15 protein-coding genes and 1 pseudogene are annotated in these 15,327 nt (G+C 42.0%); 7 read left to right on the top strand and 9 right to left on the bottom strand.

Annotation, left to right across the window (positions count from 1 at the left end):
• Positions 1–27 precede the first annotated feature (27 nt).
• The 5 genes from xylE to DW036_RS11910 form a co-directional block, all read right to left on the bottom strand.
• The gene (gene xylE / locus DW036_RS11930; RefSeq protein ID WP_118464575.1) at positions 28–1,479 is read right to left on the bottom strand and encodes a D-xylose transporter XylE; all 1,452 of its coding nucleotides are present in this window, start codon (positions 1,477–1,479) and stop codon (positions 28–30) included.
• Positions 1,480–1,581: 102 nt separating this feature from the next.
• Positions 1,582–2,898 (bottom strand): xylose isomerase, encoded by a 1,317-nt coding sequence (gene xylA / locus DW036_RS11925; protein ID WP_118464573.1) that lies wholly within the window; start codon positions 2,896–2,898, stop codon positions 1,582–1,584.
• A 92-nt stretch (positions 2,899–2,990) separates the two neighbouring features.
• Complete coding sequence (locus DW036_RS11920) at positions 2,991–4,481, bottom strand: xylulokinase (RefSeq protein ID WP_118464571.1); 1,491 nt, start codon at positions 4,479–4,481, stop codon at positions 2,991–2,993.
• A gap of 91 nt (positions 4,482–4,572) precedes the next feature.
• The gene (locus DW036_RS11915; protein ID WP_118464887.1) at positions 4,573–5,304 is read right to left on the bottom strand and encodes an NUDIX domain-containing protein; all 732 of its coding nucleotides are present in this window, start codon (positions 5,302–5,304) and stop codon (positions 4,573–4,575) included.
• An 832-nt stretch (positions 5,305–6,136) separates the two neighbouring features.
• Positions 6,137–6,922: a hypothetical protein gene (locus DW036_RS11910; RefSeq protein ID WP_118464569.1), complete on the bottom strand. Its 786-nt coding sequence runs from the start codon at positions 6,920–6,922 to the stop codon at positions 6,137–6,139.
• A gap of 192 nt (positions 6,923–7,114) precedes the next feature.
• On the opposite strand from DW036_RS11910, the gene fabD reads away from it, so the two are divergent.
• On the top strand, positions 7,115–8,002 hold the full coding sequence (gene fabD / locus DW036_RS11905) for an ACP S-malonyltransferase (RefSeq protein WP_118464567.1): 888 nt from the start codon (positions 7,115–7,117) through the stop codon (positions 8,000–8,002).
• 194 nt (positions 8,003–8,196) lie between these two features.
• On the top strand, positions 8,197–8,724 hold the full coding sequence (locus DW036_RS11900) for a hypothetical protein (RefSeq protein WP_369906428.1): 528 nt from the start codon (positions 8,197–8,199) through the stop codon (positions 8,722–8,724).
• Positions 8,725–8,734: 10 nt separating this feature from the next.
• On the opposite strand, the gene DW036_RS11895 is transcribed toward DW036_RS11900, so the two are convergent.
• From DW036_RS11895 to DW036_RS25955, 3 genes and pseudogenes are all read right to left on the bottom strand, one after another.
• A complete protein-coding gene (locus DW036_RS11895; protein ID WP_187374605.1) occupies positions 8,735–9,466 on the bottom strand; it encodes a DUF4396 domain-containing protein in 732 nt (243 codons plus the stop codon).
• A gap of 122 nt (positions 9,467–9,588) precedes the next feature.
• Positions 9,589–9,727, bottom strand: a pseudogene (locus DW036_RS11890) (GNAT family N-acetyltransferase); the annotation flags it as partial.
• 44 nt (positions 9,728–9,771) lie between these two features.
• Entirely contained in the window at positions 9,772–10,008 is a 237-nt protein-coding gene (locus DW036_RS25955) for a WG repeat-containing protein (RefSeq protein WP_369906425.1), read from the bottom strand.
• Positions 10,009–10,332: 324 nt separating this feature from the next.
• Between DW036_RS25955 and DW036_RS11880 the strand changes: the two genes are divergently transcribed.
• From DW036_RS11880 to DW036_RS11870, 3 genes are all read left to right on the top strand, one after another.
• Positions 10,333–11,178 carry an AraC family transcriptional regulator gene (locus DW036_RS11880; RefSeq protein WP_118464565.1) on the top strand — a complete coding sequence of 282 codons (846 nt, stop codon included), beginning with the start codon at positions 10,333–10,335 and terminating at the stop codon, positions 11,176–11,178.
• A gap of 125 nt (positions 11,179–11,303) precedes the next feature.
• Complete coding sequence (locus DW036_RS11875) at positions 11,304–12,392, top strand: alpha/beta hydrolase (RefSeq protein WP_369906423.1); 1,089 nt, start codon at positions 11,304–11,306, stop codon at positions 12,390–12,392.
• Positions 12,393–12,501: 109 nt separating this feature from the next.
• A complete protein-coding gene (locus DW036_RS11870; RefSeq protein ID WP_118464563.1) occupies positions 12,502–13,074 on the top strand; it encodes a DNA-3-methyladenine glycosylase I in 573 nt (190 codons plus the stop codon).
• A 118-nt stretch (positions 13,075–13,192) separates the two neighbouring features.
• On the opposite strand, the gene DW036_RS11865 is transcribed toward DW036_RS11870, so the two are convergent.
• Positions 13,193–13,846, bottom strand: coding sequence for a DUF4476 domain-containing protein (locus tag DW036_RS11865; RefSeq protein WP_118464561.1), 654 nt, complete (start codon positions 13,844–13,846; stop codon positions 13,193–13,195).
• 425 nt (positions 13,847–14,271) lie between these two features.
• Here DW036_RS11865 and DW036_RS25530 point away from each other — a divergent pair, with 425 nt between their 5' ends.
• Both DW036_RS25530 and DW036_RS11860 read left to right on the top strand, forming a co-directional pair.
• The gene (locus tag DW036_RS25530) at positions 14,272–14,415 is read left to right on the top strand and encodes a hypothetical protein (protein ID WP_158585961.1); all 144 of its coding nucleotides are present in this window, start codon (positions 14,272–14,274) and stop codon (positions 14,413–14,415) included.
• Between the two features lie 56 nt (positions 14,416–14,471).
• Positions 14,472–15,302: a carboxypeptidase-like regulatory domain-containing protein gene (locus DW036_RS11860; protein WP_118464559.1), complete on the top strand. Its 831-nt coding sequence runs from the start codon at positions 14,472–14,474 to the stop codon at positions 15,300–15,302.
• The last annotated feature ends 25 nt before the right edge of the window (positions 15,303–15,327 follow it).

Genomic DNA, 15,327 nt, shown 5'->3' with positions numbered 1-15,327 from the left:
TTATAAGATATTAAAGGAGAGAGAATTTTATTTGTTTTTTCTCCAGAGTTTACTCATGTCTTCCAGAGTCTTGCCCTTCGTTTCGGGTACCCAACGCCAAACAAAGAAGGCGGCTGCAACGCAGATGATGCCATACAAACTGTATGCGAACATCGGACTGAAGTCGTACAGTGCTGGGAACGTGGACGATACAATATAATTGAATATCCATTGGAAAGCTACCGCAATGGCCACAGCTTTACCACGAATGGTGTTCGGGAAGATTTCTGAAATCAATACCCAGCAAATCGGTCCCCATGACATCATGAAGAATGCTGCGTATACAATTACGGAAAATACCGGAAGAATACCCTTGATTCCCATGCTGTCGCACATTGCCACTGCAAATGCACCTACCGCCATACCGATAGAACCGATAATCAGCAACGGCTTGCGTCCGAAACGGTCTACAGTAAAGATAGCTACAAGCGTAAATACAATGTTTACAATACCCATGATAACAGTTTGCATCATGCCACCGCCTTCAGCACCTGCACTTTCGAAAATACGCGGAGCATAGTATAATACTGCATTAATACCAATAGCCTGCTGGAATACGGAAAGCATGATACCGATAACAATAACTGCCACACCATAAGAGAACAACTTCTCGGTCTTTTCCTTGGAAGTAGCCTTGATTTCTGCCAGAATTTCTTTTGCTTTGTTTGCACCATTCACCTTCTCCAGGATAGAATATGCCTTTTCGTCCTGATGTACCAACACCAGATAACGCGGAGTCTTCGGTACGAAGAAAAGAAGGAAGCCGAATAATGCAGCCGGGAATGCTTCCGAACCGAACATATAACGCCATCCGGTTTGCACGCTCCACATATCCGAAGTGGCATTCACTGACAATATACCTTCAGCGCTTTTATCGATAATAGGATTCGTGTGGTCGCCCATGATCAGGAAGTTGACGAAGTAAACCACCAACATACCGAAGATAATGGCAAACTGGTTACAAGATACCAGCGTTCCACGAATATTAGAGGGTGCAATTTCTGCGATGTACATCGGACATACGGCAGAGGCAAGACCTACACCGATACCGCCCAATACGCGATACAAATTGAATGCGATGAGCAATTCCATGTTTGGCTCACCGTAGTTGAAGAATAAAAATTCGGGATAGTAAGAACCCAATGCAGACAGGAAGAACAGCACGGATGCCAATCTCAACGAATTGCGTCGTCCCAGGCGGGAAGCGAAGAAACCGGAAAGAGCACCACCGATCACACAGCCGATAAGTGCGCTGGAAGAAGTGATACCGTGCATCACCTTGTCATATTGGAAATCCGTAGCCATCAGGAAGAAAGCTTCCAAGCCCTTCTCCGCACCCGAGATTACCGCCGTATCGTAACCGAACAGCAGGCCTCCCAAAATGGCAACGGTTGTAATAGAATACAGGTAGAGTTTACTACCATTGTTAGCATCATTCATGATAAAAAAGATTAGGTTGATAAATGAGAAAGGATAGTGGTTAACGGGATAGTGATTAGTGATAAGCAACACTGCTAATCACTAATCACTCACCGCTAATCATTAGCAATACATATTCACGATTGCTTCATACAATTCTTGTTTACCGCTGGTTTGTTTCGGTTCGCCGTTAGCTTTCGCATAAGCTACAACATCTTCCAAAGACAATTTGCCTTCTTCGAATTCCTTACCCTTGCCACCGTCGAATGATGCGTAACGGTCAGCCAACATCTTCTTGTAAGGAGATTCTTCCAGTAATTTAGCTGCACTTTCCAGAGCACGTGCCATAGCATCCATACCTGCAATGTGAGCGATGAAGATATCTTCCAGGTCGGTAGAGTTACGACGGGTCTTAGCGTCGAAGTTAGTACCGCCATTGCCCAAACCACCGTTGCGGATGATCTGCATCATAGCCTGAGTCAGTTCGTAGTTATCGATAGGGAATTGGTCAGTATCCCAACCGTTCTGGTAGTCACCACGGTTAGCATCGATAGAACCCAACATGCCGTTGTCAACAGCTACAGCCAATTCGTGTTCGAAAGTATGGCCAGCCAGAGTTGCGTGGTTAACCTCGATATTTACTTTGAAATCCTTATCCAAACCGTGAGCTTTCAGGAAGCCGATAACTGTCTCAGTATCTACGTCATACTGATGTTTTGTCGGTTCCATCGGTTTCGGTTCAATCAGGAAAGTACCTTTGAAGCCACGAGCACGTGCATAGTCACGAGCGATAGTCAACATCTTTGCAAGGTGTTCTTTTTCACGCTTCTGGTCAGTGTTCAGCAAAGACATGTAACCTTCGCGACCGCCCCAGAATACATAGTTTGAACCACCCAGTTCGATAGTAGCGTCAATAGCGTTCTTAATCTGAACAGCAGCGCGTGCTACAACGTCGAAATCAGGATTGGTAGCAGCACCGTTCATATAGCGTGCATGACCGAATACGTTAGCAGTACCCCACAACAGCTTGATACCAGTTTCAGCTTGTTTTTCTTTTGCATAAGCTACGATAGCTTTCAGATTAGCTTCATATTCTTCGATGCTGGCACCTTCAGAAATCAGGTCTACATCGTGGAAGCAATAGTATTCGATACCCATCTTCTGCATGAATTCGAAACCTGCATCCATTTTATTTTTAGCCGCTTGCAAAGCGTCAGAGTCACCATTCCAAGGGAATTGTTTCGTTCCGCCACCGAATTGATCACCACCTTCTGCGCAGAGAGTGTGCCACCAAGCCATAGCAAACTTCAACCAATCTTTCATCTTCTTACCCATGATTACCTTCTCAGCATCGTAGTAACGATATGCCATCGGGTTCATACTCTCTTTACCTTCGAATTTAATCTTTCCTATTCCGGGAAAATACTCTTTTGTTGCCATAATTTTAATTGATTTTTAAAGGGTTAATTATGTTTTGATTGTAACTGTATTACTCTAATTCCCCTCGTTTTCAGAGGAGAGTCAAGTTAGCATTATTTTGCCATTGATTTTTCCAAACGATATTTCCAGCGTGCATAAGCATCTGCATATTCCTGGCGTTTAGCCTGATTAGGCTCGATAACATCCAGCTTTTCCAGCGTTGCGAATGCCTCGTTATTATCTTTATAGATACCTGCGCCGATACCCGCTCCCTTGGCTGCGCCTACCGAACCATCCGTATCGTACAGTTCGATCACAGCTCCCGTCACACCTGCCAGCGTATCGCGGAAGATGGAGCTAAGGAACATATTTGCATGGCCTGCATGGATTTTCTGTACAGGAATACCCATACCTTCCATAATATCTATACCATATTTGAATGAGAATACGATGCCTTCCTGAGCTGCACGCACAATGTGTTGTTTGCCATGCAGATTGAAGTTCAAGCCACGGATGGAGCAGTTGATTTCTTTGTTTTCGAGCATGCGTTCCGCACCGTTACCGAAGGGCAGAATACTGATACCTGCACTGCCGATAGGAGCTTGTGATGCCAATACATTCATTTCATTGTAAGAGATGCCTTCGGGAGCAATCGTACGTTTCACCCAAGAATTAAGAATACCCGTACCATTGATGCAAAGCAACACACCCAGACGGGTTTGTTCGTCCGTATGGTTTACGTGAGCGAATGTATTTACGCGTGATTTCGGATCATAGTTCACTTCACCGTTCACACCATATACAACACCCGAAGTGCCTGCTGTAGAGGCGATTTCTCCCGGATTGAATACATTCAGTGAAAGAGCGTTATTCGGTTGGTCACCTGCACGATATGTGATCGGTGTACCTTCCTTTAATCCCAATTCTTTTGCTGCGGCAGCATTCACACGACCTTGTTCGGAGAATGTGGGTTTGATATCCGCAATCAGAGAGCTATCGAAATCATAATAATCCATCAGGAAGTCAGCTACACGATTGTTTTTGAAATCCCAGAACATACCTTCCGAAAGTCCGGAAACAGTGGTACAGATTTCACCGCTCAACTTCATAGCGATGTAATCACCCGGCAGCATAATCTTATAAATCCGTTCGTAGATGGCCGGTTCGTTTTCCTTTATCCATGCCAGTTTAGAGGCAGTGAAGTTACCCGGAGAGTTCAACAGATGTGAGAGACATTTCTCTTCTCCCAGCGTTTCGAAAGCCTTCTGTCCGTAAGGCACAGCACGCGAGTCACACCAGATTATGGAAGGACGCAGCACATTCTGGTCCTTGTCTACACATACCAATCCATGCATCTGATAAGAGATACCGATTGCCTTGATTTCACCTGCGTTTGCACCCGATTCATTCATGACAGCCTGTGTGGCAAGTTTCAGATTCTCCCACCAGCTTTCGGGATTTTGTTCTGCCCAACCCGGTTTAACTGCAATGATTGCCGCCTCTGTCTTCGGGAAGAAAGCAGAAGATACACATTTGCCGGTTTCGGCGTTTACCAGGCTCGCTTTTACGGACGAGCTTCCAATGTCATAGCCTAATAAATACATGCTTTTAATTTATGATTTTTGATTTATTTTGTTTGAAATTTATGCCCCTTGAACTATGATTTATTCCGCTTATGATGGATCATAAATCTCTTCACCTTCTTACCTTATTATATATCTTCTTATCGAATCGATAATAGCGTGCGGCACGGTGGGCAACTCCCTGTTGTTTTTCCTCCAATGGAACAACGTATTCCATCATCGCTATTTTCTTGTGGAAGTTCCGCACATCAATAGGCTTGCCATATATCAATTCATATAAAGTACGCAGTTGTGATGCCGTAAACTTACGAGGAAGCAGATCGAACAAGGCCGACGGATTAATCTCCACGTACTGGCGGATATATACCAATGCTTCTTTAATAATCAGATTATGGTCGAAAGCCAATGCCTTAATATCTTGCAGTGCCACCCAATATGCTTCGAAATCAGCCAGATTCCGACTCAGCGCCCGGTCTATCTTCACCAATGACAGGTAAGCAATTGTAACGATACGCTCCACCTTCGATTCCATGGCCCGTTCCAGCCAATGAATGTCTTTCGGGTCCTTCGTCCGGTTTTTGGAGCCGAATGCCTTGAACTGCATCAGGTTGACGTTCTTCAATCCTGTCAGTTCATTCAACACACGCTGGGCAGCTTCATCCAAGTCTTCATCCATATAGATCAGGCTTCCGGGAAGCTTCATATCGTGAAAAATTTCACCTTGCTCCTCACCTACACGTTTTATCAACAGAACTTTTAATTGTTCTCCGTCAAAGCCAATCACTACACAGTCCACTGAGATATGATTGTTCGCTAATGGGGTTTTATGTTCCATGTTTTGCATAATATCCATGTTTAAGCGCTGCAAATATAAATAGGTTTTTTGAATATACAAGCAATAGAAACTTAAAAATTACTATGTTGTAAAGCACTATTTTTCAATATGATACATATCGTACTTATTACAATATCAAAATATGGTCTTATCGTTGAAAGTACAATATGTATTGTTGATAAACAGTGAAGGTGCCTAATCGTAGGAAATACAATAAGAGCGAAGTGCTTTATTTTTAAGGATTTTAGTATGTTGGAGGGATGAAAGGGACAAGTGCCTCTTATTGTATTTTATTTGAAGTTGCTAAAAATATATTTGATAATGCTTAAAGAATAATTCGGTAGTTTCAATCACACCGTCAGTCAGCTTTCATGTTCCCGCCTTATAAAGTCTTCATAAGGAGAGTTTGCTTGCCCTACTTGGTCTGAAAGCAAATCCACCGTTAGACTAACGTTTAGTCTAACGGTGGATGTTTGTTAACGGTTTTCCCGTTTTATTAATAAAAGATAAAAGGGGCCCTTTATCCCAACGGATTTTCATCAAGACCGCCATCGCCTCCACTTTCACCGCCACTGCTCGGGGCGCTACCTATGTAAATGCTTTGCCATAATAATTAATTAGCTTTTGAAGAGTTAATAAAATAGTTGCTTTGTTTGCTCCGGCATCAAAGTGATGGTAATATTACCACATGAAGTGGAACCATCTGATGATGTGTCGTGATGCTATGTGTTTCTTCGTACCTCTGGAGATGCGAGTCTGCGATAGATCATTTTGGGGACGTATCAAAGGTCTAAATAATTTATGTAAAACAATACTTTTTCTTCTCTATCTTATTACAATATCAGTCCTCCCATCCTTCATCTTCATCTTCGTCATACTCTTCTTCTTTTTCTGCCACTTCCCCAATATAATGACAGAAGCCGCGTTCATCCGTCACATAAAAAGCCTCCGATATCATACCGTATACCCTCTTCCTTTCATCTATTATTTTTCTAAACGCCATGTAATCAGCCATCCCTTCTTCATTATCCGTATCAAGTCCGAACTTTGTATTTATAAAGTGCCAATTCTCTTTTTGCGTATAAAGCTCAGCTACAAGGCTCTGAATATATTTTTCTCTTTGCTCTGCCGTAAAAAGACGAAAATCCTTAGGAACTATGTCTATCGTCGTTATTCGATGCAAGATAAGAGACTTATCATCATAATCTTCAATTTTATAATTACCTCCCAAGTCACTCCCTTTAAAAAGTTCCCTAAAGTGCCAATCTTGAACTACCTTATCAATGATTGATTCCCAAAGGCGTGGGCCTAAATTATCAAACAGCCCTCTCAGCCGAACACCTATTATTTCAGATATTGGGAGAACGATTCTTTCCTTTGCTTCCTTCATTTGGGATAAGATGCCCTGCATTAACTCTTCCGCCAATTCATCAATTGATTTTAGTTCTATAAAAATATAATCCAAAAAAGGTTTATCTTCTTCCTCTGCTATTTCGAAATATTGGGATAAGAATTCATCTTTCTTCAACGCCTGTATTGCTTTTTGATAACTATAACCGGCTCTTTTATAATACAGTCCCATTAAGTCTTTAGAAATGGAACGCCGTAATTTTTGTATATCTGCCATTTTGTTTACTCTATTTAAAATGTTTATATGTTATTATGCCCACAAAAGTAAGTCTATATTTTTATCTTTTACTTAAATTTACTGTAATAATATTCATGTATTTGCACAAAATGACTGTGTTTGTGCGGTCAATATCAGAAAAAGCTATACCTTTGCACCACTTTTTTAATTAACTACTAAAACAAGAACAGTATGAAAGCATTTGTATTTCCGGGTCAAGGTGCCCAATTCGTAGGAATGGGAAAAGACTTGTATGAAAACTCCGCTTTAGCAAAAGAATTGTTTGAAAAAGCCAATGATATCCTGGGATATCGCATTACGGATATTATGTTCAACGGTACGGACGAAGACCTGCGTCAGACGAAGGTAACTCAGCCTGCTGTATTCCTCCACTCCGTTATCTCCGCACTTTGTATGGGTGATGATTTTAAACCTGAAATGACTGCCGGTCACTCATTGGGCGAATTCTCTGCTCTGGTTGCTGCCGGTGCATTGAGCTTCGAAGATGGATTGAAACTGGTTTATGCCCGTGCCATGGCTATGCAGAAAGCTTGCGAAGCACGGCCCTCTACAATGGCGGCTATCATTGCCCTCTCCGATGAAAAAGTAGAAGAAATCTGCGAGCAAGTAACCGCTGGAGGTGAAGTTTGCGTTGCAGCCAACTATAACTGCCCGGGGCAGATCGTAATTTCCGGTTCTATCGAAGGTATCAACAAGGCATGCGAACTGATGAAAGCTGCCGGAGCAAAGCGTGCTTTACCTTTGAAGGTAGGTGGTGCTTTCCACTCTCCGCTGATGAATCCTGCAAAAGTTGAGTTGGAAGCAGCCATCAATGCTACTGAAATCCACGCTCCCAAATGTCCGGTTTATCAGAATGTAGATGCATTGCCTCACACTGATCCGGAAGAGATCAAGAAGAACCTCGTTGCTCAGCTGACAGCTTCTGTACGCTGGACACAGACTGTTAAGAATATGGTTGCAGACGGTGCTACCGACTTCACAGAATGTGGCCCGGGTGCTGTACTGCAAGGTCTGATTAAGAAGATTGCACCGGAGGTATCTGCTCATGGTATTGCATAATCCCTGAATACATATATTTTGTAAGGGCTGTCTTTTGTAACAAAAAGGCAGCCTTTTATTTTATAATCATACTACCCTCTTTCAGAACTTCCTTATATCTGAAAAAGACAAGCATCATCTCAGCAACACTTTTTCACGCAAGTATGAAAGTTTTGCATTCTACTTGCATTATCTTTGCAAAAACAATGCATGATATGGAGAAAATCGACGAATACAGAAATACCCTTGCAATGCCTCTTTGCAAGTTATCAATAGATAAACTGGTGCAGGAAATATGCCTGCATCCGGAATATCTTAAAGATATATACCAGTTGATTTCCGATGATAAAATCGTCGTTTCATGGCGGGCTATATGGGCATGTGAGAAAGTAAGTGAGAAGCATCCCGGCTGGTTCGTTCCATTGCTGGATGATATTATTCAGCGATTATTGGTCTGCCAACATGATGGTTCCAAACGATTACTGCTATCTATATTATATAATGTACCCGTATCCGATTCTGTCTCTGTCGATTTGCTAAATTATTGCCTGGATCATATGTTGGCCCCGCAAGAAAGTATCGGTGTGCAGGCATTATCCATCAGAATGGCATACCAGCTTTGCAAGTCTGAGCCGGAACTTTTGAAAGAGCTGCAACTCATATTAGAGAATGCAGATACCGAATATTACTCCACAGGCGTTAAGACTACCATACGGAATATCCTGAAAAAGATAAATAAATAAGTTCCCGTTTCTACATCCCTTTTTTCACTCCTAATTTGATGAGCAGTGCATTCATTGGATATGCACATACAAATCCTATCAGCATGGCTATCTGCATCATGAACCAGAAAGCCCATGTATCTTTTACCAACGGAATATCTTTGAAGATCACAAAATATACGATTGCCATCCACCCATACATACCCACTTGCCAGGAAAGTAATGAGAAGAAGTCCGCCTTGAATGCCCGCATGAGTCCTGCGGAGACAGATATTTTTTCCATCTCCCTTATAGCATAGAATTGAAAATATATCCCGATAGTCAGTGCCAGAATAAAGTCGAATACCCAGTTGCCGAGAATCATGCTGCCACCTATACTGATTGGAAAATAACATGTAAACCATTCACCGATGATATCTGCCAAAGTACAACCAGCACCGCAATGCAAAGCCGACAAAGCAATAGATTGCCAGTGCGGGCGATCCATATTTCCCATAGGCATATCCATCGGCATATCTTTCATGCTCATATTCATTTTCATGTCAGCCCCCATAGTCATATCCTTACCGTCTTCCTTTTGTGCAGTCTCCATCCCGAACTTAAAATAAGCCCAGAGAGCGAGATAACTTGCCCAAAGTGCGGTAAGCACCCACACAACATTCATGATTTTCATGGATTGCTTATTCTGTACCAAATCATTGGCGATAATCAGGGCTATGACGAAACCCGAACAGATGAAAAACAATGAAATTGTTGTAAGCATAACTACGAGGTTTTAAAGTGAATAGCAGAGAAACAGCTTACAACAGAAAAGGTTGATATATAGAATGAAAAAACACTTAAAGCGGCAACTTTTTCACGCTAAATGATGAAGAACGGTGCTCTCTAAATTATTTTTCTGTAATCCCCATCGCTTTTCTTCTTAAACCCATTGCTTAACAGCACCTTTATTAAAGCCGTGTTTTCTTCGGAAGGAGTCCGCCACAATTTCACGTCTGCCCGATTCAATGATCTTCTCTTCAATTTCACCCTTATCGATCATAAGCTTATTAAAGTCATTTTCCATATTCATTCAGCCCGATTTCCTTTCACATCTATAAAGAATGTTTCGCCGTTCAGCTTCACCTTTGCTTTGCCATTTTTATTAAAATAGCGGGCGTCCTCATATACAAAAGGAATAACCTCCTTCCCCGTTTTATCCACATAACCCCACCAACCATTCTGCCTAACTAATGCCAATTCTACAGAAAAAAACATGGGCATAGTCATAAATAAACGGTACGACTTCTTCGCCTGTCGCAGCATCTAAAAAGCCCCATTTACCATTGTATTCCGTTGGTACTAATTTTTGCGTTTTCGTTTTTTGAGTATTCATAATTGCTGTAATCCGATAACCATTGAATTGGCAAATAGAAAATAGTCCAAGGGATGAACCTATCCATATTGCGGAACATTCAGAATCAGCATGAGTATGCTCAGTGACAAATATAAAGATAAGAAGCGAGAATAAAACATCGGTTAAGAAGAAGGCTTGCGAAATGAAGCGCAATCAGAAAGAAAAAACAGATTTCAAAAGAATAATTCTCCGCTTTATGCTACTTTTGCAGAAAGCGCTTAAAATATGTTCTTATGGATTATAAAATAAATGCCCCGACCGATGGAGATGAGATGATATTCAGGCATGCGGATATATTTTTCAGTTGTTTCTACAATGACGAAAATCATTGTGTACATAAATCCCGCGAGCACGCCATGAACTATGTTTATTCAGGCGAAATGCTCATTGATGACGGGAAGAAAATCACCCATGTCCGGAAAGGTGAATGTGTATTTATCCGGCGCGACCACCGGGTTACGCTGACTAAGAAACCCCTCGAAGGCGAACAGTATTGCGGTATTTTTCTGATGTTTACACGGCGTTTCCTGCGGGAGATGTTTCAACGACTTCCCTCGGATAAAACGCTGGACAATGTGCCCAAAGTCGGCTCAAGCGTGATTAAATTGCCTGTCAGTATGGAAATAGACAGTCTGTTTACTTCGATGATTCCTTATTTCAACCAGAAACTCAGGGCACAGGATGATTTCATGAACCTGAAATTGCAGGAAGGACTCCTGGCATTGCTTCATATCGACGAACGCTTTTATCCTACACTTTTTGATTTCAACGAGCCCTGGAAAATCGACATTCTGGAATTCATGGAACAAAATTACATGTACGATTTCAGTATGGAAGATTTAGCTACGTTTACGGGACGCAGTTTGGCTACATTCAAACGGGATTTCAAGAAGATTAGCACCCTTACTCCGCAAAAATGGCTGATTCACAAACGCCTCGAAGCGGCCTACGAGAAAATGAAAACCGGCACACGGAAAGTACAGGACGTTTATCTGGAAGTAGGATTCAAGAATCCATCCCACTTTGCTACGGCTTTTAAAAAGCAATTCGGCGTCTCTCCCACCGCTATCTCCCAATAAATTTCCGTGAGTTGCGATTGATATAGCAAAATGAGCTTCTGAGAAAGATTCTTTGAGCCTCGCAGCAAATCCGCTGCGGGGCTTTTGCGTTAACTTTGCATTGTAGAATTAAAAGACAAAAAACAATGAAAAAAGTAATAATGCTAATCATGCCTCTGATGCTGACAGTTGTTGGCGTTCAGGCACAAAATCAAAAAGAAATGAGAGGAAGTAATATTAAAACACAGGAATTGGTTCTCACTCAGGAATGGGACAAGACTTTCCCACAGTCCAACAAAGTGAATCACCGTAAAGTGACATTTGTCAACCGCTATGGAATTACGTTGGCGGCAGATCTTTATGAACCGAAAGATGCGAAAGGCGCATTAGCGGCCATTGCAGTAAGCGGTCCTTTTGGTGCTGTGAAAGAGCAGTCCAGCGGATTATATGCGCAAACAATGGCTGAGCGGGGTTTCCTTACTATTGCCTTCGATCCCTCATTTACAGGTGAGAGCGGTGGCGAACCCCGCCGGGTTGCTTCACCGGACATCAATACGGAAGATTTTCAGGCCGCCATCGATTTTCTATCCACTCAACCCAATGTTGACCCGGAACGTATCGGTATTATAGGCATTTGCGGATGGGGCGGTCTGGCACTTAATGCAGCTGCTATCGACACACGCGTCAAGGCTACTGTTGCCTCTACAATGTACAACATGAACCGCGTAAATGCAAATGGCTATTTTGATGCCGACAACAATGAAAACGCCCGTTACGAGAAACGCAGGCAACTCAACACACAGCGCACCAAAGAGTATGCCCAAGGCTATTACGAACAAGGTGGTGGCGTGGTCGATCCGTTGCCTGCCGATGCACCTCAGTTCGTGAAGGACTATTACGATTATTATAAAACACAGCGCGGCTACCACAAGCGTTCGGGCAATTCCAACGATGGATGGACTGTCACCGGTCCAATGTCATTCCTGAATCAGCCCATTCTTGCCTATAGCAAAGAAATCCGCTCTGCCGTACTGATTATACATGGCGAAAAAGCACACTCCCGCTATTTCAGTGAAGACGCTTACCGCGATATGACCTCTTACACCAACTATCGTGACAACAAGGAACTTCTTATCATTCCAGATGCTTCACACACCGACCTTTACGACGGTGGAGGAAAAAATGCTATTCCGTTCGATAAATTGGAGGTATTCTTCAAAAAGAATCTGAAATAAAAAAATCCGGGGAAAGTGGAAAATAATTTCCATAGTAAATAGTTTATTGAAATTTGGCACGACGCTGTGAATCAACTATATTTGTACATTTATTATAAATACTATAATTATGCAAGATTTAGTAAACGGGCGCTGCGGTTGGTGCGGAACTGACGAACTGTATGTGAAATACCATGATCAAGAGTGGGGAAATTTAGTGACCGACGACAAGACACTGTTCGAGTTTCTTGTGCTGGAGAGTGCCCAGGCTGGATTGAGTTGGATAACCATTCTCAAAAAGCGTGAGGGATATCGCAAAGCCTTTTGTGATTTCGATGCCGGGCAGGTAGCGCAAATGACTGACGAAGATGTCGAACGGCTGATGCACTTTGATGGCATTGTAAAGAACCGCCTGAAAATCAAATCGACTATCACAAATGCAAGGTTATTCCTCGCCATACAAAAGGAGTCCGGTAGTTTTTATGAATATACACTCTCGTTCTTTCCCGATAGAAAGCCGATTATCAATACCTTTCAGTCATTGAGTGAGATTCCGGTATCATCCCCCGAATCCGATGCCATGAGCAAGGACATGAAAAAACGGGGATTCAAGTTCTTCGGATCTACGATTTGCTACGCCCACTTGCAGGCAGCGGGCTTCATCAACGATCATCTGGCTGACTGTATCTGTAGGAAAGGATAAATTACAGTACAACTTCATACAAAGTAAAAGGCGGTATTTCCTCGCATGGATTTACCGCCTTTTCGTTGAAATATATTAAGTTTAGTTTTTGAGTTCGCTTATAGAGTCAAGTATCAGTTCACTTCTTTATTCCCAAAATATTTCTTGCTTTCTCTTCACTGGAGATAAAGTCGAGTGCATTGATTATCTCGTCATAATTCTCCCGGTCGGAGATATTCGGAGCTAAGATTTTCAGGACTTCCAGTTTGTCATCATCAAACCGGTATATCGACATCATCCGCACACACTGTTTGCAACTCACCCCTCTGTTACCGATTCCGGCTTCCAGCAAATCCAGTTGGTCGTCCTTGAAAGGTTTACCCTTCACTTTGTTGTAAAGTGACTGGAAATCCCTTTCGTTCATCCCCCTTCCACCAGTAACGTGCGGATGGGAAGGTACTTCTCCACCAATTTCCACAGACGGATAAACTGCTACACGAGGATTGGTATACTTTTCATAAGAATCCATATAAGTCAATTTTCCATCCACAAATCCAAGATCAATGACTGTTATGCCGGGAGCTCCGGTAATACTTTTCTCATACGTCCATCCTTCCACTTCGTGATCGAAGCTCCGGCGCATCGGCTGCCCCAATATGGATGTAATCTCCTCTTTAGTCATCCCTTTCTGAATCTTCATCAGGGTATTACTGTCAATCCCTAAAATCATGGCACAGCTACTCATACAGACTGCAAATGCCAATAGTGCCAATGTCAGTTTTATTGTTTTCATTGTATATATTGTTTTTAGTTTTTATGTTACTGCAAATATAGGCGGATAAAAACATATAATATTATCTTTTTCCCTATTATTTAGGGAGATTTCCCTATATAAAATAAATTGCATTCTCTTTTTTCTCAATTTATTATATGTAAAGCCCTATATATCACGCGAAAATATATATTAAAAAAGCATTGCTGTGTGTTGCTCAATCTCGGTTTATTATTTAATTTTGTATTCTAAGAAATAGCGATTTAAGCCTATTGGAGGACTTAATGGACTAACTTAATGTTGTACATAAAATGATTTTAAATAAGTTAGCGAAATATGATAAAACATAGTAGTTTATATGGTTCCTTTCTACTGGCCTGTCGCTTATGCGGATGTAGGAGTATTAACGAAAAGCAAAATATTGTGTATGGGAATGGTGTGCTGATTTGGATACAAGTGATTCTTGCCGGATAATACGCGGTGGTGGTTGGGATAACTATGCAAAACGCTGCTTAACAGTAAACCGTATGGGTTTTATGCCTGTGGAGCGGGATGCAGGGGTTGGTTTTAGAGTGGTAGAAGATAAATAGAATCTTATTCGATTTTTTCAGATGAATTCCGTATCTTCGCAAAAACATCTATTACTATGACACAGACAATCAAGCTTCTTTTCTGTATTTCGCTGTCTTTTTTATTTTGTACAGTCGGACACGCACAGCAACAAGATTCAGTAACTATTTGTGGACGGGTGACGGATTTCAACGGGCAACCGATAGATAGTTGTTCCGTATGTTGGTACACTCCCCGATTCAATCCTGTATCAGAAGGTATCACTAATAAAGATGGCTACTACACTGCCAGAGTACCTAAAGGAAAATATCAAAGTGTATATGCTATCTACTATCCTACTTATGCACACGCAGCCCTCAAACTTGGATTACCCAAAGCGGAACACCGTTTAGAGTTTTGGGCATGGGATTTTATTGCCGATCGCGACACTACGTTAAACATACGATATCACCGTATGGAAGCTTATGGAATACGTGTTTTCCGCATCCCCGGCGCTATGCCTGCTTATCAGATATATGTCCGCCCCATGAGCCTGACACGCTTTTACGAATGGATGAAGACCTCCGAACCGACTTCTATTGTACGCAATGAAGACCTTAGCAATAAGAAACAGCAAGCCCAAAGCAAGGAAGCCAAAGCGGCTCAATGGGCTCCACCAATCGATCAACTGAAAGTTGTTGTCTGGATAGATGGCGAAGAAGTTCCCATTCTGATGAAGCAGGAAATAAAAGAATACTACGATGCCGATGAATATGGAAGCGCCTATCTGCTGACAGTAGATCTCCCTAAGAATTTGCAGAATGACCTCCCTTATCGTGTATTCAAATTAGAACTGACCGACTTGGAGAATGGTGATCGTGGTGAAGGTCTTTATTATATGGAAAAAGAGAACTATATAAATAAATGAACATTATCTTATATTCCCATATCTG

The organism is Bacteroides sp. AF39-11AC (genome assembly GCF_003474285.1).
Classification (GTDB): Bacteria; Bacteroidota; Bacteroidia; order Bacteroidales; family Bacteroidaceae; genus Bacteroides.
This window is presented reverse-complemented; position numbering and strand designations above follow the sequence as displayed.

Excerpts from the sequence above, each read along its gene's own strand:
- xylE (WP_118464575.1), bottom strand. The coding sequence starts at position 1,479 with ATGAATGATGCTAACAATGGTAGTAAACTCTACCTGTATTCTATTACA.
- xylA (WP_118464573.1), bottom strand. The coding sequence starts at position 2,898 with ATGGCAACAAAAGAGTATTTTCCCGGAATAGGAAAGATTAAATTCGAA.
- DW036_RS11920 (WP_118464571.1), bottom strand. The coding sequence starts at position 4,481 with ATGTATTTATTAGGCTATGACATTGGAAGCTCGTCCGTAAAAGCGAGC.
- DW036_RS11915 (WP_118464887.1), bottom strand. The coding sequence starts at position 5,304 with ATGCAAAACATGGAACATAAAACCCCATTAGCGAACAATCATATCTCA.
- DW036_RS11910 (WP_118464569.1), bottom strand. The coding sequence starts at position 6,922 with ATGGCAGATATACAAAAATTACGGCGTTCCATTTCTAAAGACTTAATG.
- fabD (WP_118464567.1), top strand. The coding sequence starts at position 7,115 with ATGAAAGCATTTGTATTTCCGGGTCAAGGTGCCCAATTCGTAGGAATG.
- DW036_RS11900 (WP_369906428.1), top strand. The coding sequence starts at position 8,197 with ATGGAGAAAATCGACGAATACAGAAATACCCTTGCAATGCCTCTTTGC.
- DW036_RS11895 (WP_187374605.1), bottom strand. The coding sequence starts at position 9,466 with ATGCTTACAACAATTTCATTGTTTTTCATCTGTTCGGGTTTCGTCATA.
- DW036_RS25955 (WP_369906425.1), bottom strand. The coding sequence starts at position 10,008 with ATGCTGCGACAGGCGAAGAAGTCGTACCGTTTATTTATGACTATGCCC.
- DW036_RS11880 (WP_118464565.1), top strand. The coding sequence starts at position 10,333 with ATGGATTATAAAATAAATGCCCCGACCGATGGAGATGAGATGATATTC.
- DW036_RS11875 (WP_369906423.1), top strand. The coding sequence starts at position 11,304 with ATGAAAAAAGTAATAATGCTAATCATGCCTCTGATGCTGACAGTTGTT.
- DW036_RS11870 (WP_118464563.1), top strand. The coding sequence starts at position 12,502 with ATGCAAGATTTAGTAAACGGGCGCTGCGGTTGGTGCGGAACTGACGAA.
- DW036_RS11865 (WP_118464561.1), bottom strand. The coding sequence starts at position 13,846 with ATGAAAACAATAAAACTGACATTGGCACTATTGGCATTTGCAGTCTGT.
- DW036_RS11860 (WP_118464559.1), top strand. The coding sequence starts at position 14,472 with ATGACACAGACAATCAAGCTTCTTTTCTGTATTTCGCTGTCTTTTTTA.